Source organism: Mesorhizobium sp. M0910, from assembly GCF_040319465.1.
GTDB lineage: Bacteria > Pseudomonadota > Alphaproteobacteria > Rhizobiales > Rhizobiaceae > Mesorhizobium.
This window is the reverse complement of sequence record NZ_JAMYNZ010000024.1, coordinates 1-22,415: the sequence shown is the minus strand read 5'-3', so window position 1 is coordinate 22,415 and position 22,415 is coordinate 1. Positions and strand designations below refer to the sequence as shown.

Below are 22,415 nucleotides of genomic sequence, written 5' to 3'. Positions count from 1 at the left end.
GCTAACCCCATTTTTTTGACGAGGTATTCTATATCTGAAGGGCAGAAAAAGTTATTGCGACAATAGAGAGAAGAGACGCCTTAACTAAGACTTTCAAAACCGTTAAATGTATGCTGGCAGGCGATCAAGGCGTGATGTTGCCCTGTCGGGGGGGCGAGTAAAATGCAGACTGTGATGAGTCAAAAGCTGGCAAGCTATGGCCAGTGGACCTACCGTGGTGCCTGGGCCCTAGAGATTGCGGCCGCAGCGATTGGTCTTACGACAGGTGTAGCATTAGGCGTACAAGCGTTTTCTGCAAGCGAGTCTGTCACTGCAATGGATTTGACGCTCGCCAGTGCACCCTTTCTCATGGTGGCAATCGCGGAGCTCACCAAGATACCGATAGCTACACTGCTTTTCAGCGCGTCTTGGCTCTGGAAGCCCATAATCTTGGTCTTCCTCCTGGTTCTTGCAGGCATCACTTTCGAAACTGTCTTTATGGGGATGGAGAGGGCAGGCGCATTGCGTCAGCTGCGTTATGAGGAGCTCGTAAACAAGATTGATGCCCTTGAGCAGGAAGCGACAAAGCTCGCCTCTGCTGACGAACTTGGTCGAAGAGCCGATCAGGTCGATCAAGCCCGTTCCGAAATTGAGCAGCTGACCTCTCTTGCAGAAAAATCGCGTGCGACCTCTCAGTCGCAAATTGCCGAGGCCAATGCGGAATTGGAGGGAACGACAGCCCTTACTCCAGAGGCCTCGCGTGTTCGCGATCAAGTGGATGAGAAAAATGCTGTTCGATCGGCGCTGATTCAACAGCGTGATCGCGAAGTTAAAGACGCTGTCGATCAGTTTGAGCGCCAACGCGACAGCTTTGTTGAACGTATCAAGATGGCGCGCGATTCAGGCGACAGCGACTCGGCACGCAGGCTAGAATCGGAAGTGGCTAAACTTGCCAACCCCCGCACGAAAATTATCACCAAGTTCGACACTCGGATTGAGCCGCTCGATCAAGAGATTGCTGCGCTGCGCGAAAATTTCGATCGTTTGCGGGCAAATAGCCCTCCTATGACTACTGACCAGAGGCAGAAGCTTGTCGATAGGCGTTCGTCTCTGGAGCAAACGCGCGATAGTGATGCCGCGGCTTGGCAGCGTCGATTGGATGAAGCGGGCAAACGGCTCGCAGATGCCCAGGCGGCAGAAGCCAACAAGGCAAACACCTCGGCGCAAAACCAGGTCAGACAGGACCAGATTGCCAAAGCCCTCAGCGCCTTGGCCAAGGAGCGGATCCCAATGGCGCGGACAGATCAGGTCCGCCGTATTGCCTCACGGTGGTACGGCAGCAAACCTGAACTGGTGACTGAGGCACAGGCCGGAATAATCTCTGTGATTTGGTTCGGCTCGCTCGCGCTCATCGCCGCGCTCGCGGGACCAATTACGGCAATGGTCGCTCTAGCGCTCCAGCGCATTGCCGCCCGAGAAGAGGACAATTCAGACAGCAAGACTTCCAGGCTGCTCCGCAGAATGCTTCTGAGTTGGCGGTGGCGCCGAATTCGAACGATTAAGGTACCAGTCGAAGTTATGGTCGAGAAAGAGGTTGAGAAGCGGGTTGAGGTGCCTGTGGAAAAGGTGGTCAAAGAGATCCTCTATGTTCCGCTCTTCACCGATGATCCCGAAGTCCTTCGCAAGGCCCTCGACCAGGATTTGCCGCCTGAGGTCTCAGACCTCGTGACGGTATCAATGAAGGGTCGCAAAAGTGCTCGTCCGGCATAATACCACCCTGCTTGAGCAAGCCGTCGATCTCGCCGTCAAAAGGTCAGCGATTCCAACCTTGCAGGCTCAAGCCGCGGCCCAAGAGAAGACAGCCCGAGCGACCGCCTTTCGCCGAATGGCGACTGGCGGAGCCATTGCAGTGGCGGCGGTCGGGATTGGGCTGGGCATCAATCTTGGTCTATGGGACAAAACCTTGCCGGAACCGGCGGCTTTGCCGACCATAGAGCAGCCAAGCGATCTCACCTCCCCAAAAGATGAGCCGCCTATTCCTGTTCCAACTCCAAAGCCAACTCAGGAGCAGGCGCCCCAGGCTGACGTCCCTACCAAGCCTGACGTGGTGACCGTCGACTTCAACAAGTTCGCCACCAAGAACGTCGAGTTCCAAGGCACCACTTGGGAGTTAATCACAGGTCACCACTTCAAGGATGAGAACGACCAAACCTGGGACCGAGCGTGGTGTTACTCTCGGCGGAGTGTGAACGGCGTAGACGTAAATGTATCATTGGCAGCTCGTTCTGCACCGACAGCGCCACCAGCCGGGCCTGGCGCTGCTGCTCAGACGCTTCAGTTGGTCGGCCTTAATGATTCATCCGCCGTCGATCTTGCAACAAGATGCGCGTGGCTGGATGGTCGCACATTTGCGTCTTCAGACATCATTCCTGACTCGTCACGAGAGCAGGCCGCAACTGTCCCCGCAGAAACTCCTGCGACAGAGGTCGATCCAGATAGTGGATTTGTTGTCGTGTCCGGGTGGGACGCGATCGGAAACGACCTGCCGGATATGCCAATTAGGAACGTGAGTTCTGAGCAGTGTCAAACCGCCTGCGACACCGACTTCAGGTGTCTAGCGGTTACTTATAACACAAAATTTCGAGCTTGTTTCATGAAAGGGGACGCATCGCTACTGGTCAAAAGCGAAGAGTCGATCATGGCCGCAAAAAAAGTGGTCGAGAGCAATTTGCGCTACTCGAATTTGGTGTTCGCCACAAAAACGGAAATTTCTGGCAACGCCTATTGGACCTCTCCGCTCCGATATCCAGACTGCATACTGCAATGTGCAAACGACAAATCCTGCTTAGGGTTCAATTTCCGCAAAAAAGAAAGTGCGTGTGTCCTTTTCAACAGCATAACCCAATCCGCTGATAACGCAGCGGTCGCATCTGGCATCAAGAGCGTCGCCAACTAAAGTTGAAGCGAAGAACCTATCCTCAAGGAGCGATTGAAACCAAGCCGCTTGTCAAAGAAAGTGGCTAGCAAAATTCCACGATAACCTTTGGGTTAGCGGCAGGAATGTTCTTCGACGAAGCTCCAGCAGAATGCAAAGTGGAGCCAACTGAGGCATCTCAGAGAAAGAATTGTCGTCGGCGCATTGCGGGACCGTCTGACTGAATGTCAAAATGGGGCCGTGACCCGACGGACCGCTTTTTCTCTCGAAAGAAAGATATCGGCCGCTCGATTGGGAGCGCAAAAAGTCTGGGAATGATCCTGCCCGGACGCTGAAAAGGTCTGCATATTGGGCGATCGATCCGCTGGCCTAGCAAACTCAGGTCTCCACCTATCGCCGCTTCCTGCCGCCCGGCCAGGGCAGATTGCCGTCAAGCTCACGCAGGCCGTAGGTCTGTTCCTCCCATTGCTTGCGCTCGAGACGCGCGGGCGGGGCGTCGTCCTCTTCGTACCACAGCAGCGTCATGGTCTGATCCCATTGACCAACATGCAAGACGTCTTCGAATAGGCCGCCATCGCGGTCCCAGTCTTCGAACCACTCATCGGCCTCCGCTTCTTCAGGCCCTGATGGCTTCTCGCCCGCTCGTGCTCGTGCGCTGTAGGAACCCTCGGGCAGGAGCGCCCCGGGCCTGACCCAGCCCTTTGCCTGACGTAGACTTGCCGAGCGGGCGCTGTAGCGAACCTTGCCGCCTTCGGAGACGACGAACGCGCAGAGATTTTTCGAGAAGGTTGCGAAACGCGAGCCGGCGGCAAGAAGCGAGGCATCGAAATCATCGGCCAGCGTGCCGACGGCCGCCATGCCCATTTCCGACATGTCAACCTGCGGCTTGAAGAGCTTGTATGGTAGGAGTAGCTCGGCGGCGAAAATGTCGCAGAAAATCTCGCCTTGGGGCCGCTTGCTGAGACTCCAGCTTGGCTGGCTATGATCGGGGGCGATGTCTAAAACCGCGTGGGCAACCTCGTGGCAGACGGTAAACCTCTGACGCCTGTTGTTCTGATTGCAGTTCACGCAGATCTTGTATTTGCCCTTGGGCGTCTTGAACGACCAGCCATCTTCGCCGTCGTTCAAGGCTTCCTTTTTGATCGTGCCGTCGATTGCTGCCGCATAGATATCGACTGAGACCGGCTGCGCAAGCGGCCCGCATTTGCTGATAAACGCCCGTGCAGATGAAACGACTGACAACTCATCCATCATCGTCTTCCATCATCATGCGCCTGATGCGCGCGAGCGAGGTCGCGTAATCCGCGCGCGTGCCGCGATTCACAACGGTGGAAAGCATCTGCAGCTCCTCGGCGCTGATACTCTGATCCTGACGGACAAATTCCAAGATATTCGGATTAACGTTCTCCTGGCGCGCGAGGTGGCGCAGAACTTCGCGATCGCGCTTTGAGGCTGACAGCGCAGTCGCTAGCTTGTCCAAAACGTCTTCGGATGGGGCTTCCTTTACGCCCGTTTCAAGCCGGTGAATGTAGGCGTGATCGACCTCGCTGCGCTGGCCGAGATCCCTTAGGCTCAGCTTTCTTTCTTCCCTTAGGCCTTTCAACCACACACCCAGTGCTGTTTCCGGCATTCGCCCTCCTTGACAAATTTTTTTCAATCGCTATTTGTTGTCTGTGTGGACAACAGGCTCTGATCTGATGTGAATTAGACCAGGGCTTTTTTCGAACCCCTTCTGTTGTCTGGCCGGACACCAAAATGCCACCGGTCGGGGCGAAACGCAAGCGCCGCCAGAGGCGGGAAAGGATATAAGTCATGCTGGACATTGCTGCGTCGCACATCGTGCGCATCCACATCAATCGAGTGGCGATCAATTCGCCCAACCCAACGACCGGTGAAGCGCTCTATGCGCTGGCCGACATTAAGCAGCACGAGAGGCTCTACCGCGAGGTCGCGGGCGACGAGGAAGATGAGCGCATTCCGCGCGATGACACGCCGATCCATCTGACGCAGGATCAGCATTTCTACAGCCAGAAGGTCTTCGACATTCTGGTTAATGGCGATGACCACGAGATCGACACCAAACAGATCACTTACGCCCGCGTGGTCGATCTCTATCTCGGGCAGGGCGGAAAGCCCTCGAACGAATATCTCGTCAAATACTCCCACGGTCCGGTCGAGAACCCGAGCGGCACGCTCGCACCGGGTCAGAAGGTGAAGGTGAAGGATGGAATGCGCTTTCGAGTTGCCGGAACTGGTGAATCATAACCCCTTCCTTCGTGATCTGGACGAGACGGGATACCTGATCGACTTCGTGGGCGGTTATTTCGTTATATACGGTCTGCCCTACCTCGACAGCGAGGCCGGCTTGCAGCACGGCGATTGGGCCTGCCCACTTGGTCTGACCGGCCCGGTCATCGGCCCCCCCGCCGATCACCAAGCCTGGTGGCGCGGCAGCCGACCCCACGACCAGCAGGGACGCGAGCTCAGGCTTGGCGGCGGTCCCAATCCCGTTGAGGTGACGCCTGATCTCGTCATGAGCTGCTCCTTCTCTTACAAGTTGATGGATGAGCAGGGCGCGCTGCGCGCGTACCAGTCGTTCGAGGAAAAGGTACAGACATACATCGATACGATCACGACGCCGGCGGTCAATGCTTATCCTCAGGCTACACCCCTACGTGGGATCGCCGTCAAGGCGGCCGCGCAGGGTTCGCCGCTGCGCTTTCCCGACACCATGTCCGCGCGCTATCACCTCAATGATCTCTCAGCGCTCATGCGCGGCAAGAAGGTCGCCATCGTCGGCCTTGGCGGAACTGGCTCCTTCATTCTCGATTCAGTGGCTCGTACGCATCTTGAGCAGATTGCGCTGTTCGATGATGACAAGGTCCATCTCCACACGATCTTCAGATGGCCGGGCTTTATCCCCGGCGCCATCGGCAAGCTGAAAGTCGAGGCGCTTGCCATGCACTATGATCAATGGCATGCGGGCATTGTGCCGGTCGCCGAACGCATCACGGCCGACAATGTTATTCGCCTCCGCGAGTTCGATTTCGTCTTCGTCTCGGTTGATGAGGGGCCGGCGCGCCTGTTGATCGTGGACTGGCTGAGTGCGAACAACATTCCCTTTGTCGATTGCGGCATGGGCCTGAACCGCTCGGCCGTCGGGCTCAGCGGCTTCGTGCGCATTACGGGCACCGACCGTGCCGCCTTCGACAACAATCGGGGTACGGTGCGTCTGCCGGTCGAAAACGCGAAGGCTGACGAATATCGCAAGCAGGCGCAGATTCCCGAGCTCAATGCGCTGAATGCCAACATGGCCGTGATCCGGTTCAAGCAGCATTTCGGGTTGCTGGACCGGGAGAGTGATGCGACCTCGATAATCTTCGATACCGTAACCTTCGAAATGGACCGGGCGGGGGGAGTCTAGATGAGATTTCGCTATGAAGCGGTCGAGCGCATGCCCAAGCCTTTGGTGCCGGGCGTCGTCTATCACAGCGAGGAGTTCGAGATCGGGGCCCTGCTGTGCGCTTGCGGCTGTGGTCATCGTGTTTCGTTGCTGGTGCCCGACAGCCACCAGGTCACTGAACAAGGCGGTATGGCGACGGTGCGCCCTTCGATTGCCGTCTGCGATGCACCCTGCAATTCGCATTACTTCATTACGGTCGGCGAGGTTGAGTGGCTGCGCGCCTTCGATCCAGCCACGTCGCAAGCGGTGATGCGCAAGCAGATCGAACGCCACGCGCACGGCGACCCCGCGCGTCTGTCCTTCCTGAAGCGTGTGCTGTCTGCGCTGGGCCGTGTCTGGACCCGGTTCACTTCCTTTGGGCCGCCGCAGTAGCCCTCGTAACAGGCAGGCTGATCCCGGCCTGCCTGTTTTGTTGGTGTCAGTAGGCGACAGACAAAGCGAGCGCGCCATGAGGCGCAAATGCCTCGATCTGTGGTTGATGAAAGCAAGCGCGACGGGCCGCAAGCGGCAGTTCTGGCCCTGCCAACCAATGCCCGCTTCCAACAAGAAGCCAACGTCCGGAAGTGGGCATGGTCGACTTCGAGGGCATCGCCAGCGATGTCTGCTTTTAAGAAGCTGTGAAGTGGACCTTTACGGCCGTCAAAGGCGCAGAGCCGGCATTGGTTCGGGGCAGATCAGCTCGTCTTTTGTGCCCTATGTTTCGGCTTGCCGCCGGCAAGTTGCTTGAATGCATTCGCCCGCCTAGAAAGGTGCCCCCTCGGACTCACTGGTCGCTGTGACTTATTCGGACCCTGAAATTGCCTTCCGCCGCGATTTCTCTGACTTGTCGACGACAGGGAGCCCTTCCTTTCTGGCCTTGGCAAACGCTCGATCGCTCTCCAGGAACTCCGCCAGCATGAACGGGATCAGTTCCGCTACCGATTCGGACTCGCCATAGGTCTGACGATAAAGCGCCGCATAGTCGTTCAGTGCTTGGTTCAGGTCTGCACTTACGCTTATGGTGATCTTCGAAGGTGTCCGATCCGGAAGTTTGCCGAGTTTCAGATTGGTCATGATGACTCCAGTCAATTCGGGTACGGCCGTAGCACAAGATCCTTGTGCACGATGACGCGCAGTGGCCAACCAGGGCGGACGGTGATCGTGGGCTGAATATTGAGGTTCTTCTCGGTGATGCGCTGGCCAGCTTGACTGACGTTCTGCTGAGCGGATTCGCGGATTGCTTTGACCAGGTCGCTTTCGTCTTCCCCGAGGCTCAGCTCGGTGCCGACCCCTAGCAACGTGGCCAGCGCAACGCCTTTCATCAGCTGCCAGGTGTGGAAATCCACCTTGTCCTCAAGCCCGGCATAGCCGGCGGTGTCCGTCGCCGGCAGATTGTCGATTTCGATCGAAGAGCCGTCGGGCAGCAGTATCCGTTGCCAGACCAGCAGCGCGCGCCTTTGTCCAAAGGCAACAACGCTGTCATAGGTGCCAATCAGGCGAGAGCCTTGCGGAATGAGCAAGGTGCTGCCGGTGACTGTGTCGTGCACATTCTCGGTGACCTGTGCGACGACGAGGCCGGGCAAGTCGGAATTGATGCCAGTGATCAGGCTCGCTGCGATGACGCTGCCGGCCATCAGCTGATACGGCGAAGCCGGCGTCTGCAGTGCATGCAGATTGTAGATTCCACTTGTGTTCCGCTGGCTGACAAAATCGAGCTTGCGCTGTTGATTGTTTTGGTCGCCCTCGGCCGGTGCAACGGAAGCTGAATCGCGTGCGGCATCGGATTGTGGAGCCGTTCCATCAAAGGGTGGACGCCCGCCCTGCCCGTTGCCGGCGGCATCCGCTTGCCGGGGTCGATTTTCGATCCGGAAGAAGACTTGCGATTCGCGCGCCTCGATCGCCTGCTGTGCAAGGCGCTGCTCCTCCGCCGAAACCTCCTGGCCCGGCGCGATGCCCAGCTGGCGTTGGTGCTCAAGGATGGGGCGGCCGAGGTCGCCGGGCAGCGGTGGTCCAAGCACCGGAGGCTTGGGCTTGATCCCGGAATAGTCCTTAGGCAGCCTTTCAATTGCCTCCGCGGTTGGCTTCCGCTCAGTGTTGTAAAGCTCTTCAGCCTGCTCTTTGATGCGCAGCGCCGGTCCCTGCAGCGCCATCATGGTGACGCCTAGAACGCTGCCGGAACCAACAGCAGCAATGGCGACAATAATGCCGCGCTTGAAGCGCACAGCGCGGCGAGGCGAGGCCCGCAGCTGCAGCTGTTCTGGATCGAGTTTCGGTGGAGCATCGGAGCGGGAAGTATCCGTCATGGGCCGTCCCTCACCTGCTGGAACGCGAAAAGAGCAATATCCGCCGCGGCGCTTGCCTGCCGTCGGTCCTCGTGATGCGCACCACCTGCTGCTGCTTGGCGCCGAGGCGCAGTTCGGCCGCGGCGAAGAGGCGATCGACGATGTAATAGTTGCCCCGTATGCGGTAGTTGACGAGCTGGTTGTGCCCGTCAGCACCGACGATGAAGAGCGGCGGGGCCTCGCCCTGATCGATGCGGCGCGGGAACTCGATGTAGACCTTGCTGCCATCATCGAACGCGCGCGTGGGCCTCCAGGGCGGCATGTCGCCGGTAATCGAATAGCGGAAGCGAATATTTTCGAGAGCCACATTCGACGCCACTGGCATAGCGGCGTCGGCCTGCGCATTGCGCCGGCGTAGCGCGATGATCTGGTCCTCGCTGTAGGTCCAGGAGATGGCCGCCATGGCGGTCTTATTCGTGCTTTGAAGCTGCAGGTGATAGCTTCGCCGGTCCGTGGTGATCACCAGATTTGGTGGCAAGTCCTGGCGCGAAGGGCTTCACCAGCACATGGGTGCGCTGGTTATCGCCGGAGCCACTGACGGTGTCGCCAATTACCCAGCGCACTGTATCGCCGGCCGACACGGATTGGAGGTTCTCGCCTGACTGCAGAGCGATATCGCTGACGCGCTCCGGTGCGGCATAGAGCTGGTAGAGCGCGCCTTCGGCAAAAGGGTAAACCTGCACCGCATTCACATAGCCATATTTGGTGGGTTGCTGCGTCGCCGCCTTGTTGGCATCGGCGACACGTTCTTCAGGCGAGCGCTTGTCTTCAGCAGCCTTGCCCGGCTCGGGCTGCAACTGGCCGGGCAGCGGCAGCGGTTTCGGCACTTCCACGACCTTGACGGGCTTCTCCGGCGCCTTCTCGATTGCCGCCGGTTGGAATTTGGCAGCATCATAGGAAATCTGAGGTGGCGGCACCGGCTTCGAGGCACAGGCGGAGATGACCGCAGCCGACGTCGACAGGACCAGCGCAGTGCGAAGCGACGAGAGTCTATTTATCATTGGCGGACTCCTTTGGGGGAACGGAAGTCTGCGCGGCACTGTCGAGCTCGCGCGACCAGTCGATGGCATTGATGAAGACGCCGAGCGGGTTTTTGCGCAGCTGATCGGTATTGTTCGGCGGCCGGATCACAATGGTGAGGATCCCGGTCCAACGCGTTGTGCTGGCGAGGCTGCCGCGCTCAAAGACCTGCTCGGTCCATTTGACTTGAAAGGAGCTGTCGGACGCTCGAACCACGCTCGTCACCTGCACCGAGACGCTGCGCGTGCCGATCTTGCCGAACGGATCATTGGCCTTAGCGTACTCGTTGAGAAAGAGGGCTGCACGGTCGGTGGCAAAGTCGTAGGCCGAGAGCCAATTCTGCCGCACCAGCACCGGATCGGTGGAGACGGAGCGGACATTCTGGATGAAATGGCCGAGATGCCAGGCAATCTGGGCATCGTCGGGCTCGTAGGTTTGGATTGCCGGCGCGACAGCCCGTGTTTCACCGAAGCGGTCGACCTCGACAACGTAAGGCACGACGCGGCCCTGCATCGACTGCCACAAGAGTCCACCAGAGAGCCCGATGGCCAGAGCGAGGCAGCCAAAGGCCATCAGGCGCCAGTTCCTTGCCTGCACGCGCGCAGTGCCGATGCGCTCGTCCCAAAGTTGGGCGGCCTTCTGGTATGGTGTGACGGGGTGGGGCGTCTTCCCGTAACGCTGAACAGGTCGCTTGAAGAGCATCTAGTCTTCCTTATCGTTGAGAGAGGGGTTGGCCCCGCTTCCACCCCGATCCCCATCGCGGACGGCCTGCGTGGCGGCGTGGCGATGGGCGCGCGCGGTCTGTTCGGAACGCAAGCGCCTCGCCCATGCCGGCGCGGCATTGGCACCTGACGCGGCAGGGTTTCCGGTCATTGATGCGGTCGGGGTGCCGCCCGTCGCGGTCCAGGCGGCATCGCGGCCGGCATCGGCGCTGCGCCGGAATGGTTCTGTTGCAGATCGCATTCCCCGCATCGCGGCGCCGCCAGCTGCGCCGGCAACGCCCTGCAGTCCAGCAGCTACGCCGGAGAGGCCGGACTCGGGCGATGTTGCACGCCCCATCTGCCAAGCTGTGGAAGCAGCCGATCCCATGGCCGTGCCGGCTCGAACGGCGGCGAGACCGCCGCCGGTTGCCATGCGCGCGCCGGCAAGCGCCGCACCTCCGGCAACGAGCGTTGATCCGGCGGCCGCCGCGGTGGTTCCGAGTGCGGCTCCCGCGCCAAGCTGCGGCGCGCCGGAAACAAGACCTGAGGCAATTCCCGGCCCGAAAATGCCGAGCCCAAGCAGCGCCAACGCGCCCAGTACCTGTGACATGGCCGCGGCCAAGTCCGGCTCCTTGCCTTGCAGGGCGGAAGCGAACTCGCCGAAGAGCGTGGAGCCGATGCCGACGATGACGGCAAGCACCATCACCTTAATGCCCGACGAGATCACATTGCCGAGCACGCGCTCGGCCAGAAACGCCGAGCGGTTCCAGAGCGCGAAGGGCACCAGAACAAAGCCGGCCAATGTGGTGAGTTTGAACTCCAGGATGGTGATGAAAAGCTGGATGGAAAGGATGAAGAAGGCGATGAGGACCAGGAACCAGGCGAGAAGCAGCACGAAGATGGTCAGCGCGTTGCCAAAGATCTCGGGGAAGCCGACTAGCTGGCTCGCTTGATTGAGCAGCGGCCAGGCGCCCTCGAAGCCGGCCGCGGCAATGCGGCCTGGCCGCAGGAGACTGTCGGCGGACAAATTGCCGGACGAAGCGTTGATGCCGAGCCCGGCAAAGGAGCGGTAGATGATGTCGGCAAGGCTTCTCGCGGGCGGCTTCCTCGGACTGCGCCTTGCGGGCAGCATCTTCGGCTTCAGCCCGGAACTGGGTCGCGAGCAGCGTCTGGATCTGCATCTGCTGCTTGGTCGAAAGCGCGATCAGCTGATTGGTGGCCTGGCTTGCCTCAAGGGCACCTGCCGCGCCCTGACTGCGGTTGACGAGATCGGTAAGCAGGTCGCCGTCGGCCCGCACGTTCTCCACGATCTGTGACTGCGCGCTCATGGTTTGGCGGAACGCCTGCATGGCGTTTTGCCAGCGCTCGCGCGCGGCGCTCGCCACATCGCTGACCTCGATTGTGGCGTCGTAGCTTTCCGGATATTGCACACGCCACTGGTTCTGAAGCTTGTCGAGATCGAAGCTCAAGCCGCTGGCCTGGGTCATCAGGCCGTCGATCCGTTGGAGCGAACCTGTGAGCTGGCCCACGGAAGAAAAATCCAGGCGCTGAAGGTTCCGCGCCATGTTCTGCAGCATGGTCGCCTGGTTCTGAAGCGACTGGATCTGGTTGTTTATCTGCTCCAGGGAACGTGCCGCTGTCAGCACGTTCTGCGCATAATTCGACGGATCGAACACGATTAGGGCGTGGGCCGGCTGGACGTAGTCGGCCATCGGTTTTGCGATTAGGGAAACGGTGATCAGGCTTGTGAGAAGGCGGCGCCGCATCATGACGATTGCTCCTTGTCTGGTTGAGGGAATTGCTGGAGAAGCTCGGCAGCCCAATCGAGGCCGCGCGCACTCAGGAACCGGGAGGCAAAGCCCTCCTGCCCGTGCTCTGACAGGACGGTGTCGATCAAAGCTTGCGTGGCCGGATCAGAGGCGCCGCAGAGCGCAAGAGCGATCGGGCCGAGCCCGAGCTCGAAGAGGCGGTTGCCGCGGCGCGACTGCAGATAATACTGGCGCTTCGGTGTGGCACGGGCGACCAATTCGATCTGCCGCTCGTTCAGGCCGAAGCGCTCATAGGCTGCCCGCGCCTGCGGTTCCACGGCACGGTCATTGGGAAGAAAAATGCGCTGAGGGCAGCTCTCGATGATTGCCGGCGCGATCGACGAGCCAGCGATGTCTGCAAGTGACTGCGTGGCGAAAATGACGGAGACGTTCTTCTTTCGCAGCACCTTCAGCCATTCGCGGATGCGGGCGGCAAAGAGCGGGTTGTCGAGATAGACCCAGGCCTCGTCGAGCATGAGCAATGTTGGCCGGCCGTCGAACCGCTCCTCGAGGCGATGGAAGAGATAGGTAAGCACCGGCAGCACAGCGCCTTGGCTGTGCATCAGCTCTTCGGTCTCGAAACACTGCACATCCGACAAAGCCAGCCGATCTTCATCGGCATCGAGCAGCTTGCCGAAGGGACCGTCGAGCGTGTAGGGCATCAACGCGGCCTTGAGCCCATTGGACTGAAGCAGAACCGACAGGCCCGTCAGCGTGCGTTCCTGCGCCGGCGCGGTGGCAAGGCTGGTGAGTGCCGACCAGATTGCCTCCTTCACCTCCGGCGTGACGGTGACATTCTCATGGGCGATGAGGCCGGCGATCCATTCGGCTGCCCAGCTGCGGACAGCCCGGTCGTTGACATTGCGCAGCGGTTGGAAGGCAAGCGCACCGTCCGCACCAAGCCCATGGTGCTCTCCACCCATGGCGAGTGTCGCCGCGCGAGCCGAGCTGCCCTTGTCGAAGACATAGACCTGTGCGCCGGCATAGCGGCGGAACTGCAGAGCGACGAGGGCAAGCAGAACCGACTTGCCGGCACCAGTTGGACCAACGATCAGCATGTGACCGACATCGTCGACATGGGTGGAAAGCCGAAACGGGGTCGACCCGCTGGTCTCGGCAACAAGAAGCGACGGTGCTTCGATCCGGGTGACTTTCGCGAGATGCTCGTTTGTCGCCGGACCGGCCCAAACCGACGATAGCGGCATGAGATGGGCAAGGTTCAATGTATGAATGAGCGGCTGGCGAACGTTGGCATAGACATGGCCGGGCAACGAGCCGAGCCACGCCTCGACCGCATTGACGCTTTCACGGATTGTGGTGAAGCCGAGTCCGTTGACGATGCGCTCGACCGCGCGAAGTTTCTCCGCGGCGGCTTGGCGATCCTCGTCCCACACCGTCACGGTAGTGGTGAGATAGCCGAAGCCGACATGATCGCCGCCCAACGCCTGAAGTGCTTCGTCGGCATCAAGCGCCTTGTTGTCGGCATCGCTGTCGACGAGCGGGACCGGTTCGTTGGTCACAACCTCGCGGAGGATCGCGACGATCGATTTGCGCTTGGCAAACCACTGCCGCCGCAACCGGGTCAGTGTCTTTGTGGCTTCCGTCTTGTCGAGCGGGATGAAGCGCGTCATCCAGCGATAGGCGAAATCCTGATGGTTGAGCGCGTCGAGGATCCCTGGCCGGGTGACGTTCGGGAAACCAAGGATGGTGAGGGTGCACAGATGCTGCTCACCCAGCATCGGCTCCAGGCCGCCGGTAAGCGGCGCGTCAACCAGAACACCGTCGAGATACATTGGCGTTTCCGGCATGGCGACCGGATGGCGGTAGGTCGAGATTGTGCCGTGCAGATAGGTTAGCGTCTCGGCATCATCGAGGGCGCGCACTTCCGGCATGAAGCCGGACAGCAAATCCAGGACGCGGTCGGTCTCGTCGCGAAACCACGCCACCTCCTGGCGCCAGTCTCGTCCCGAGTGATGCGAGTCGACCAGTGCGCTTTCCGCCCGCGCCTGGCCATCTGGCGCCGGCATGAAGACCAAGGTCAGATGATAGCGACTCTCGAAGTGCGCGACCTTGCCCTCGAAGGCCGCGCGCCGTTCCTCATCGACCAGCCATGAGGCAGCATCGGGAAAAGCCGAGCTCGGATAGCCCAGCGCTTCAGCGCGCTCGGCCTCGAAAAACAACCCCCATCCGGAGCCCAACCTTCGTAGCGCATTGTTGGCTCGTGCGCAGATGCCGACCAACTCGGCTTCGGTCGCGCTTTCAAGGTCGGGGCCACGGAACCGGAAGGTTCGCTGGAAGCTACTGTCTTTATTGAGCACGATGCCGGGCGCGACCAAAGCGGCCCAGGGCAGATGGTCGGCAAGCCGATCGGCTTTGCCGCGATACTCCGAAAGGTTCAGCATGCAAGCCACCCCTTCAGGCGAAGATGACGGACAAGCACGCTGGCGAAGTCCGGATCGCGGCGAGCGGCAAAGACCGCGAGGGTGTGGCCGGCGATCCAGAGCGCCAGTCCGGCGATCCACTGCTGCAGGCCAAGGCCTATTGCCGCGGCCACCGTGCCGTTGAGGATCGCCACCGCTCGCGGCGCGCCGCCCAGCAGGATCGGCTCGGTCAATGCCCTGTGAACGGGGACTTCGAAACCCTCGACATGCTGCTCTCCGGTGGCCATCAGACGAGTGCCCCGCCGCCGAAGGAGAAGAAGGAGAGAAAGAAGCTCGATGCCGCGAAGGCGATCGACAGGCCGAAGACAATCTGGATCAGCCGGCGAAAACCGCCTGCCGTGTCACCGAAAGCAAGGGTCAGGCCGGTGGTGATGATGATGATCACCGCGACGATCTTGGCGACCGGTCCCTGCACCGACTCAAGGATCTGCTGCAGCGGCTGTTCCCAAGGCATGCCGGAGCCCGCTGCGTGGGCCGGGACGGTGAGAAGAAACGCGAGCGCGGTGGACGAAAGGAAGCGAAGCTTCTTGAGCATGAGGTGACCTTTCAAAACTGCTGGAGTTGCGGAAGCGTGAGCGGGGTGACGGCGTAATCACCGCTGCTGTCGAGACCGGTGACCTCAGCGATCGCGTCAATGCGGCGCGAGGATCCGCGCCCAGCGATGAAGACGATCAGATCTACCGCATCAGCGATGAGGCGGCGGGGAACGGTGACGACGGCTTCCTGAGCGAGCTGCTCGATACGGTAGAGAGCGGAGCGCGCCGAATTGGCGTGAACCGTCGCGATGCCGCCGGGATGCCCGGTGTTCCATGCCTTCAGCATGTCCAGGGCTTCCGCGCCCCTGACTTCGCCCACGATGATGCGGTCGGGTCTGAGCCGCAGGGTCGAGCGCACGAGATCGGCGAGCGTGACCGACCCCCGCCTCGTCCTCAAGGCAACGCAATCCTTCGCCGCGCATTGCAGTTCGCGCGTGTCCTCGATCAGGATCACCCGCTCGTCGCAATCGGCGGCTTGTGCCAGCAGCGCATTGGCAAGTGTTGTCTTGCCCGACGACGTGCCGCCGGCGACCAGGATGTTGCGCCGCTCGCGGACCGCCTTCTTCAGCGCATCGGCCTGCAGCGGCAGCATGACGCGGTCGGCGACATAGTCGGCCAACGTGTAGAGTTTCGCCGCAGGCTTTCGGATGGCGAAGCATGGCCCCAGCACGACAGGCGGCAGCAGACCCTCGAAGCGCTCGCCCGATGGCAATTCGGCGCTGACAATCGGATTGTCAGCATGCGCCTCGGCGCGCACGTGGGAGGCGACCAGGCGGATGATGCGTTCGGCCTCAGAAGGATGCATGTGCACGCCGGTGTCGACCCGGCCTTCACCCAACCGGTCGAGCCGCAGCGCACCGTCGGGATTGACCATCACCTCAATGACGGTCGGATCGGCAAGGGCTTCGGTGATCGCCGGACCCATGGCGGTGCGCAGCATGACGCGGCGGCGATGGTCGGCTTCCGGATGAGAACTCATCCTTCCCCTCCCCTGCGATCGTCGGTGCCAAGTGACCGTTTCCCGGAAGCGATTTGGCGGCCGACCTGTTCGACGAATTTGTCGAAGCGCTCCTGGGCAATTGCTTGCGTGGCCCTGTCCGGCACCGGCGTGTGAGCATGAAGCGTGATCGAAAAGCGGATGAAGAGCGCCAGGCTCTCCAGGATCATCTCGACATCGCGCCTGACATGTCCGAGGTCGCGGGAAAGACGGTCGAGCCTCTTGCCGTAGCGCTGGTCGAGTTCATTCTCCCCACGCCGCTCGATAAAGATCTCGACCGCGTGCGCCACAATGGCCGATTTGGTGGTCGATGGATTGCGGCTGAGGTTCTCCAGCTTCTCGCTCAACTCGGGTTCAAGCAAAAACTGGTGACGAATGCGGTGGGGCTTCATGCTGCTCGTTCCCTCTGACCGGCGCTGATGCACCGGCGACGGGAACGAGCATCGTCGAGATCCTCGAAATCGCTTACGGCCGTTATCTACGCTGAGATGCGCCCGCGTATGGCGCGCCGTTCAGAAGCCGGGCACGATGTCCTTGTCGTCGCCCATTCCCTCGTTGAGGCCGTACGCACGTGCGGCGGTGGAAATCCGATCCATGACGCGCTTGTCGGCGAGCGTCTCGCAGTCATCGTCTGCGGGCGTGAACAGATCGCCCTGATCAGGCTCCTGGACGACGAGGGTCCGTTCTTCGCGCAGGCCCGGATGGCGCTGCTGCTGGACACCTCCGTCTTCGATTGCCGCGCCGGCACTGTCGTCATCGCCAGCAAGACGCCGATCCACGCCGCGCACCTGTCCGCTCCAATCGTCCGGGCGCGACGTGGGCCGATCCGCGTAGGCACCGTCGCGCAGCACCGGCGAAGGCAGCACTCGCTCCGTGAAATTCGGATCCTGGTAATAACGCAACTTCTTGGCGCGAATCGGCGGCAATCCCGAAACCAGGATTAGTTCGTCAGCCTGCGGCAACTGCATCACCTCACCCGGCGTCAGCAGGGGGCGAGCGGTCTCTTGGCGGCTTACCATGACGTGGGACAACCAGGGCGCCAACCGATGGCCGGCATAGTTGCGCATCGATCTGAGTTCCGTCGCGGTACCGAGCGCGTCCGAGATGCGTTTGGCCGTGCGCTCGTCATTTGAGGAAAAGGCAATCCGCACATGGCAATTGTCGAGAATGGCGTTGTTCTCGCCATAGGCCTTGGAGATTTGGTTCAACGATTGCGCTATCAGATAAGCGCGGATGCCGTAGCCATGAAGGCGAGCGCAGTCTCGAAGAAGTCGAGCCGACCGAGCGCCGGAAATTCATCCAGCATCATCAGGAGCTGATGCTTGCGGCTCTTCTTTGGATCGCCCTCCAGGCGCTCGGTCAGCCGCCGGCCGATTTGATTGAGCACCAATCGCACCAGGGGCTTAGTGCGCGAGATATCCGACGGCGGCACGACCAGATACAGCGACATCGGTCGCTCGGCATCCACAAGGTCGGCAATGCGCCAGTCGCAGGCCGATGTTGCCGCGGCCACCGTTGGATCACGATAGAGCCCGAGAAACGACATGGCGGTCGAGAGAACGCCTGAGCGCTCGTTCTCTGACTTGTTCAGCACCTCACGAGCCGCCGAGGCCACGACCGGATGGACCTGGGGCTTGTCCACCGTGCCGAGGTGGTTTGTGGTCATCATCCGCTGCAGTGTCGCAGCGAATGAGCGTTGCGGGTCCGACAGGAAGGTGGCGACACGGGCGAGTGTCTTTTCCTCTTCGGCGTAGAGCACGTGCAAGATGGCGCCAACTAGGAGTGAATGACTGGTCTTCTCCCAATGGTTCCGCCGCTCCAGCGCGCCTTCCGGATCGACGAGAATGTCGGCGATATTCTGAACGTCGCGGACCTCATCTGGACCTTTGCGCACTTCCAGCAGCGGGTTGTACCGCGCCGATCTCGGATCGGTCGGATTGAACAAGAGACAGTGCGAGAACTTCGACCTCCAGCCAGAGGTCAGCTGCCAGTTCTCGCCTTTGATGTCGTGAATGACGGCCGAGCCGGTCCAGGAAAGAAGGGTTGGAACAACGAGTCCGACGCCCTTGCCCGAACGTGTCGGCGCAAAGGCCATGACGTGTTCTGGTCCGTCATGGCGCAGATAGCGATAATTCAGTCCGCCAAGGAAAACGCCGGCCGGCTGAAACAGCCCCGCCTTCTCGATTTCCAGCTTCATGGCCCATCGTGAGGACCCATAGGTGGTGACCAACCCCCGCTGCCGTGCGCGCCAGAGGGACCCAGCTATCGCGGCGGCACAGCCCAGGAACCCGCTGGCTCCGGCAAGTATGCCAGCCTTGTCGAAGACTTCAGGCGCATAGGCGTCAAATTGGAACCACCATTCGAACAGTTTCCACGGCTGGTAGATCGGCCAGCCGACTGTCACAAACCATGGCGCGCCCAGTGGCGGCTGATAGGAGAGCATGTGGGCGCACCATTGGGTTGCAGTCCACACGCCAAGAATGACAATTGCGAATACGACAGCGATCTGCCCAATCAGCAACTTCGTGGGTGTCAATGGCTTGCTCCGCTCTTCTGGGCAGACGGACCAAACATCGCGCCGAGCGATGAGAATTCGAACGGCCGCTACGTGCGACTAGGTGCGATGACAAGGTTGATAGGCATTGTTCAGCTGCGAACAGCAAAAATCCGCCGCAGCAACCGATCGGCGGTGCCAGGTACGCGGTTTGGTCGCAGAAGATGTTGGGGCTTCAGGCGCGGGCACATTGAAGATGTGCTGACAGACAAACCTTTGGAGCCGACGCGTTTGTGCGATTAGCGAGCTGAAGGGCTCGGCGAGAAGTCGTCGTTCTCAATCGGGCGACGGGGATACATCGGCGAAGACGGCATAAGGCAGGATGGGCCAGACCGAGCCGACGGCAAGGTCGTAGCCAAGGCCTTGGAGCGCATAGCGCCTGGCCGGGAGGCCGCCGCCAGTCAGGCTTACGCGGCGCGTCGTTGAGCGAGGTGAAGACCCGAACGGGCTCGACGAGGGTCCACGGCGGTCACAATGTTGTGGTGGTGATCGCAGTAGACGCGATCCGGCGAAGTTGGCCCAGCACAAAAACGATAACCGCCAGGTACAGAAGCGTCTTCGCTCACCGGGAAGCGGCACTGATAGAGGCCTAGCTGAATGAGGGGGACGTCTCTCGAAGTTGGTCTGATATTTTCAGGATTTTCAGGCATGATGGTTTCCTAGTTCGTAGCAACCAGCTGACGGCCGCAGTGCGACCCGTCGGGACGAGCTTCTCTCGTTTTGGAGGGCTATGGGTCACCATATGGTGTTGGTAGCACCATCAATGAAGCCCTACGCCCTGCTTCTGAAGCCAATAGTTTGCGACTTAAGGCCACACGCGGACGCATTGGCAATCTACCATCGTGTCCCCGAGGCACTCGCCCGCCGCGGTTTGCCGGGTGGGGCCCTAGGCCCACTCGCGGCGCTCGCACTCGATCTCGGTGCGGGTTTGCCGTGTCTCATCGCCCTGTCAGCGCCTTGCAAATGAGCGAAACCAAGCTGTCGCGCGCTCGCTCGTGGAGTGCGCCTTTCGGCCGCCATGCAAGGAAATCATCAACGCTCATCCAATCAGCCGGGTTTGTGTCGGCGTCTGGCTGGCTGAATTCCACATACAGATGCAGTTCGTCCGGCACGAAGACGACCCTCCACGATCCTTTGATGTCATTGGCAAGGTTATAGGCGAGGACGGCCACGGCGGGGCACTCCTTTCGCCGTGGAGCGTGCCTATCTCACGGGAAAATTCCATCGCCAGAAGTTGGTATTGACGCTCCCGCTTTCTCAGAAATCCAACGTCCGCATGATGCCGAAAGGTGCGGCTAGCTTTTTGTGTATCCTGGTTGGAACACGGGACCGCCGCGCAAGTTCGGTGCACGCAGCCATTCCTCCCCTCCAGGTATTGCTGCAGATCGGTATCCCGATCGGCCCGCGCTCCCCGCAAGGGCGCGGGCCTCGGCCTGTGGTGCTCATGCCATCTACTTCGATCCGCAAGATGGAATATGATCTGGATAGAAGGACCCTCTCGGTGTGGTTCGTCGCCAGCGGCAAGCGGTACGAGTTTGAGGGGGTACCGCCGGAAACCTTTGCCGCGTTCCGGGCCGCGTTCGCCAAGGGCCGCTATTTCAACGACCACATCCGCAACAATTTCCGCTACCGTCTGGTTGCGAGCGATAGCGACCCGGGATGACCTGACCTGCCGGCGGCTCAATCGTCCTGTCGCTCCAACCGGCGGTTGGTGGACGCGTTGCCGCCGTTGCGCTTAGGGTTGGTTACGGTCCGCGCTCACTTGGCAAGCCCACCCCGCATCCCCCCGCCTGGTGCAAAGCGTTTGATCGGTCCCGCCGTTCTGGCAGTGCGGCGGGACTTTTTTGCGGTCCAGGTGGAACATCGGCGCGCGGGGAAGGCGCGGTGCACGCAGCACCCTTTTCTCATCCAACGTACGTCGGTGGCGCGCTGAAGGGTCTCAACGTCGGTCTGCCGCCGGAGCTCAACTAGCTGGACTATTGCTCGACCGGAAGCGGCTCGTGCTGCGGCTCAGCGTGGTGGAACACCTGTCCAAGATCGCGCGCGTCGAACGTTTGGCCGCAGACTGGGCAGTAGACCAAGTGCTTCGACTCGTCCTCTACCGGCCCGTCATGCGGCCTGCCCTCATAGCCTGTCGCGATGTTGTCGGTTCTAATCCGGGGCAACGACAAGTGCCTTTCGTCGTTTTGGCGGCCGATATTTCTCCATTAGCCGGACCTTGTCACGGTCGACCGTGACCAGCGGCCCGAGGCCGATAGTCACGGTGTCCTCGTCGATGCGCGTGACCTCGCCTTTCAGGTCGATTTGCTGGCCTCGGTTCACCTTGGTGTGGTCGATGATGGAATGTGGGAAGTCGTAACCTGGGATCGAGACCCTTACGCGGTCCTCTGTTACCCGCGTCAGAACCCTGGCCGTAATCGCCACCTGGTCACCAATGCCTATTCTCCGAGCCATGCCATGGATTCTGGTGCGGGCAGTGTCTTCTTCAAGAGGCCTCTAATATACGCCGGCCATCCTAAGGCTGACCTACGACCAGAGTTACAAAAGTTGAACTTCACCGGGGAACACTCCTTCTGTCTGCCTGTTCAATTTGCCAGGCGCATCCCGCGCATTCAGACAGGAGAAAGAAGATGAAACGCATCCTTTTGGCTTCGGCCGTGCTGGCGGTGTCGGCCGGGCTTTCCTTTGCCCAGACGACGAGCGGAACTTCGAGCGGAACCTCGACCACCACAACCATGCCCAGCACGACGGATCAGGGCACCGGCACGACGAGCAGCGGGACCAACATGTCCGGCGATCAGGGCACCGACACGACCACCACCAGCGGCACCACAAATCCGAACTCGGCCAGAGACTGCGCGCCCGGCCAGCAGACTGGCAGCGCTCAGCAGGCGGCGCCTGGTCAGCAGGACACGACAGCCAACACCGCCGCGCCGGGCCAGGTGAAAAAGACCGACGAAGGTTGCTGATTGGCACATCGGCTCAGGTTGGGAATCACCAGCGTGTGGCTGGCTGATCTCCCCCGACCACCGCCTGAACTCAACTCGGCTGGCGAGCAAGTTCCCGCCAGCTCAACGTTCTGATGCTGAAAATACTGGACCAGATCTATGCGGTCTCACCGTTAGCGCCAGCGAAGCGACGACACCGGGGCGGGACAGGCGGGGCCGCTACAGCTCCAGGCTTGTCTTCCCGGTGCGCACGGCGTCGACGACTTCGCGCATCGAGTCGAGGACGAGCTGCCGACGATCCGCATGCGGATCAGCAACTCAGGGTCGATCGAGGGACGGCCGACCGGGCAGGCCGCACCCTATACCCAAGCGGAAAGGCCACGCCCACGCCTGGACACGGCCAGTGTATATCGGCGGGCTGCTTGCCAATGAGCTCTAGTGATGTCGAGCGCCCGCTGCGCCGATATGAGCGTGGAGGCCACGAACAGGCGTATCAAAGGTCTGGCCTGATCGCGCCGGCTGATGATGCGCATAAAGGCCTGGGGGCCAGGCATCAGCGGCTCGGCCGTCGCCACGATCTCGGCCTGCCGCCACTTGTAGAAGGGCGCCTATAGCGCGGCGATCTGGGAGAGACCTGCGCGACAATCTGGATGAGACTCTCAGAGCGCGGTCACGGGCAAATTATCATGCTGATTGTCGCTGGCAAGGCTTT

Annotated in this window: 21 protein-coding genes and 3 pseudogenes; 7 read left to right on the top strand and 17 right to left on the bottom strand. The window is 60.7% G+C overall.

The genetic code is table 11. The features are described 5' to 3' along the window. The first annotated feature begins 162 nt into the window (after positions 1-162). Positions 163-1,749, top strand: coding sequence for a hypothetical protein (locus tag NKH78_RS30855; RefSeq protein WP_352474457.1), 1,587 nt, complete (start codon positions 163-165; stop codon positions 1,747-1,749). Further along, complete coding sequence (locus tag NKH78_RS30850; RefSeq protein ID WP_023680065.1) at positions 1,733-2,935, top strand: PAN domain-containing protein; 1,203 nt, start codon at positions 1,733-1,735, stop codon at positions 2,933-2,935. The genes NKH78_RS30855 and NKH78_RS30850 overlap by 17 nt, the downstream gene beginning before the upstream one ends. Positions 2,936-3,304: 369 nt before the next feature. Here the strand turns inward: NKH78_RS30850 and NKH78_RS30845 are convergent, their stop codons facing one another. Further along, on the bottom strand, positions 3,305-4,168 hold the full coding sequence (locus NKH78_RS30845) for an ImmA/IrrE family metallo-endopeptidase (protein WP_352473670.1): 864 nt from the start codon (positions 4,166-4,168) through the stop codon (positions 3,305-3,307). Next, complete coding sequence (locus NKH78_RS30840; RefSeq protein WP_352467833.1) at positions 4,158-4,544, bottom strand: helix-turn-helix domain-containing protein; 387 nt, start codon at positions 4,542-4,544, stop codon at positions 4,158-4,160. Before NKH78_RS30840 ends, NKH78_RS30845 begins: the two co-directional genes overlap by 11 nt. 182 nt (positions 4,545-4,726) lie before the next feature. Between NKH78_RS30840 and NKH78_RS30835 the strand changes: the two genes are divergently transcribed. The 3 genes from NKH78_RS30835 to NKH78_RS30825 are packed head-to-tail and all read left to right on the top strand — an operon-like array spanning position 4,727 to position 6,749. After that, positions 4,727-5,179 (top strand): multiubiquitin domain-containing protein, encoded by a 453-nt coding sequence (locus tag NKH78_RS30835; RefSeq protein WP_352467834.1) that lies wholly within the window; start codon positions 4,727-4,729, stop codon positions 5,177-5,179. Then, positions 5,157-6,338: a ThiF family adenylyltransferase gene (locus tag NKH78_RS30830; protein WP_352467835.1), complete on the top strand. Its 1,182-nt coding sequence runs from the start codon at positions 5,157-5,159 to the stop codon at positions 6,336-6,338. Before NKH78_RS30835 ends, NKH78_RS30830 begins: the two co-directional genes overlap by 23 nt. Then, positions 6,339-6,749: a ubiquitination-like system serine protease family protein gene (locus tag NKH78_RS30825; protein WP_352467836.1), complete on the top strand. Its 411-nt coding sequence runs from the start codon at positions 6,339-6,341 to the stop codon at positions 6,747-6,749. A 408-nt stretch (positions 6,750-7,157) separates the two neighbouring features. Here the strand turns inward: NKH78_RS30825 and NKH78_RS30820 are convergent, their stop codons facing one another. From NKH78_RS30820 to NKH78_RS30755, 14 genes and pseudogenes are all read right to left on the bottom strand, one after another. Beyond that, positions 7,158-7,430 (bottom strand): DUF2274 domain-containing protein, encoded by a 273-nt coding sequence (locus tag NKH78_RS30820; RefSeq protein ID WP_352885002.1) that lies wholly within the window; start codon positions 7,428-7,430, stop codon positions 7,158-7,160. A gap of 11 nt (positions 7,431-7,441) precedes the next feature. Then, positions 7,442-8,659: a TraB/TrbI/VirB10 family type IV secretion system protein gene (locus NKH78_RS30815; RefSeq protein WP_352885005.1), complete on the bottom strand. Its 1,218-nt coding sequence runs from the start codon at positions 8,657-8,659 to the stop codon at positions 7,442-7,444. A 10-nt stretch (positions 8,660-8,669) separates the two neighbouring features. Beyond that, positions 8,670-9,699 (bottom strand): annotated as a pseudogene (gene trbG / locus NKH78_RS30810) (P-type conjugative transfer protein TrbG). Continuing rightward, positions 9,689-10,420, bottom strand: a complete 732-nt coding sequence (trbF, locus tag NKH78_RS30805; RefSeq protein WP_352752438.1) for a conjugal transfer protein TrbF — start codon at positions 10,418-10,420, stop codon at positions 9,689-9,691. The pseudogene trbG and the gene trbF overlap by 11 nt, the downstream one beginning before the upstream one ends. Then, complete coding sequence (trbL, locus tag NKH78_RS30800; protein ID WP_352885000.1) at positions 10,421-11,551, bottom strand: P-type conjugative transfer protein TrbL; 1,131 nt, start codon at positions 11,549-11,551, stop codon at positions 10,421-10,423. Positions 11,552-11,564: 13 nt separating this feature from the next. Continuing rightward, positions 11,565-12,131: pseudogene (trbJ, locus tag NKH78_RS30795) on the bottom strand (P-type conjugative transfer protein TrbJ); the annotation flags it as partial. 53 nt (positions 12,132-12,184) lie between these two features. After that, positions 12,185-14,629, bottom strand: coding sequence for a conjugal transfer protein TrbE (gene trbE, locus NKH78_RS30790; RefSeq protein ID WP_352884998.1), 2,445 nt, complete (start codon positions 14,627-14,629; stop codon positions 12,185-12,187). Further along, complete coding sequence (locus tag NKH78_RS30785) at positions 14,623-14,895, bottom strand: VirB3 family type IV secretion system protein (protein WP_352571685.1); 273 nt, start codon at positions 14,893-14,895, stop codon at positions 14,623-14,625. The genes trbE and NKH78_RS30785 overlap by 7 nt, the downstream gene beginning before the upstream one ends. Then, positions 14,895-15,203, bottom strand: a complete 309-nt coding sequence (locus NKH78_RS30780; protein WP_023680310.1) for a TrbC/VirB2 family type IV secretion system protein — start codon at positions 15,201-15,203, stop codon at positions 14,895-14,897. The genes NKH78_RS30785 and NKH78_RS30780 overlap by 1 nt, the downstream gene beginning before the upstream one ends. An 11-nt stretch (positions 15,204-15,214) precedes the next feature. Then, a complete protein-coding gene (gene trbB / locus NKH78_RS30775; RefSeq protein WP_352467841.1) occupies positions 15,215-16,183 on the bottom strand; it encodes a P-type conjugative transfer ATPase TrbB in 969 nt (322 codons plus the stop codon). Beyond that, a complete protein-coding gene (locus NKH78_RS30770; RefSeq protein ID WP_352884996.1) occupies positions 16,180-16,593 on the bottom strand; it encodes a CopG family transcriptional regulator in 414 nt (137 codons plus the stop codon). Before NKH78_RS30770 ends, trbB begins: the two co-directional genes overlap by 4 nt. A 120-nt stretch (positions 16,594-16,713) precedes the next feature. Then, positions 16,714-18,737: pseudogene (locus NKH78_RS30765) on the bottom strand (conjugal transfer protein TraG). Between the two features lie 425 nt (positions 18,738-19,162). Then, entirely contained in the window at positions 19,163-19,405 is a 243-nt protein-coding gene (locus tag NKH78_RS30760; RefSeq protein WP_352473685.1) for a GcrA family cell cycle regulator, read from the bottom strand. 288 nt (positions 19,406-19,693) lie between these two features. Continuing rightward, entirely contained in the window at positions 19,694-19,927 is a 234-nt protein-coding gene (locus NKH78_RS30755) for a hypothetical protein (protein ID WP_352457940.1), read from the bottom strand. A 20-nt stretch (positions 19,928-19,947) separates the two neighbouring features. Between NKH78_RS30755 and NKH78_RS30750 the strand changes: the two genes are divergently transcribed. Next, on the top strand, positions 19,948-20,418 hold the full coding sequence (locus NKH78_RS30750) for a KTSC domain-containing protein (RefSeq protein WP_352457939.1): 471 nt from the start codon (positions 19,948-19,950) through the stop codon (positions 20,416-20,418). A 488-nt stretch (positions 20,419-20,906) separates the two neighbouring features. On the opposite strand, the gene NKH78_RS30745 is transcribed toward NKH78_RS30750, so the two are convergent. After that, positions 20,907-21,209: a hypothetical protein gene (locus NKH78_RS30745; RefSeq protein WP_352752448.1), complete on the bottom strand. Its 303-nt coding sequence runs from the start codon at positions 21,207-21,209 to the stop codon at positions 20,907-20,909. A 176-nt stretch (positions 21,210-21,385) separates the two neighbouring features. Between NKH78_RS30745 and NKH78_RS30740 the strand changes: the two genes are divergently transcribed. Beyond that, the gene (locus NKH78_RS30740; protein WP_352457937.1) at positions 21,386-21,724 is read left to right on the top strand and encodes a hypothetical protein; all 339 of its coding nucleotides are present in this window, start codon (positions 21,386-21,388) and stop codon (positions 21,722-21,724) included. The last annotated feature ends 691 nt before the right edge of the window (positions 21,725-22,415 follow it).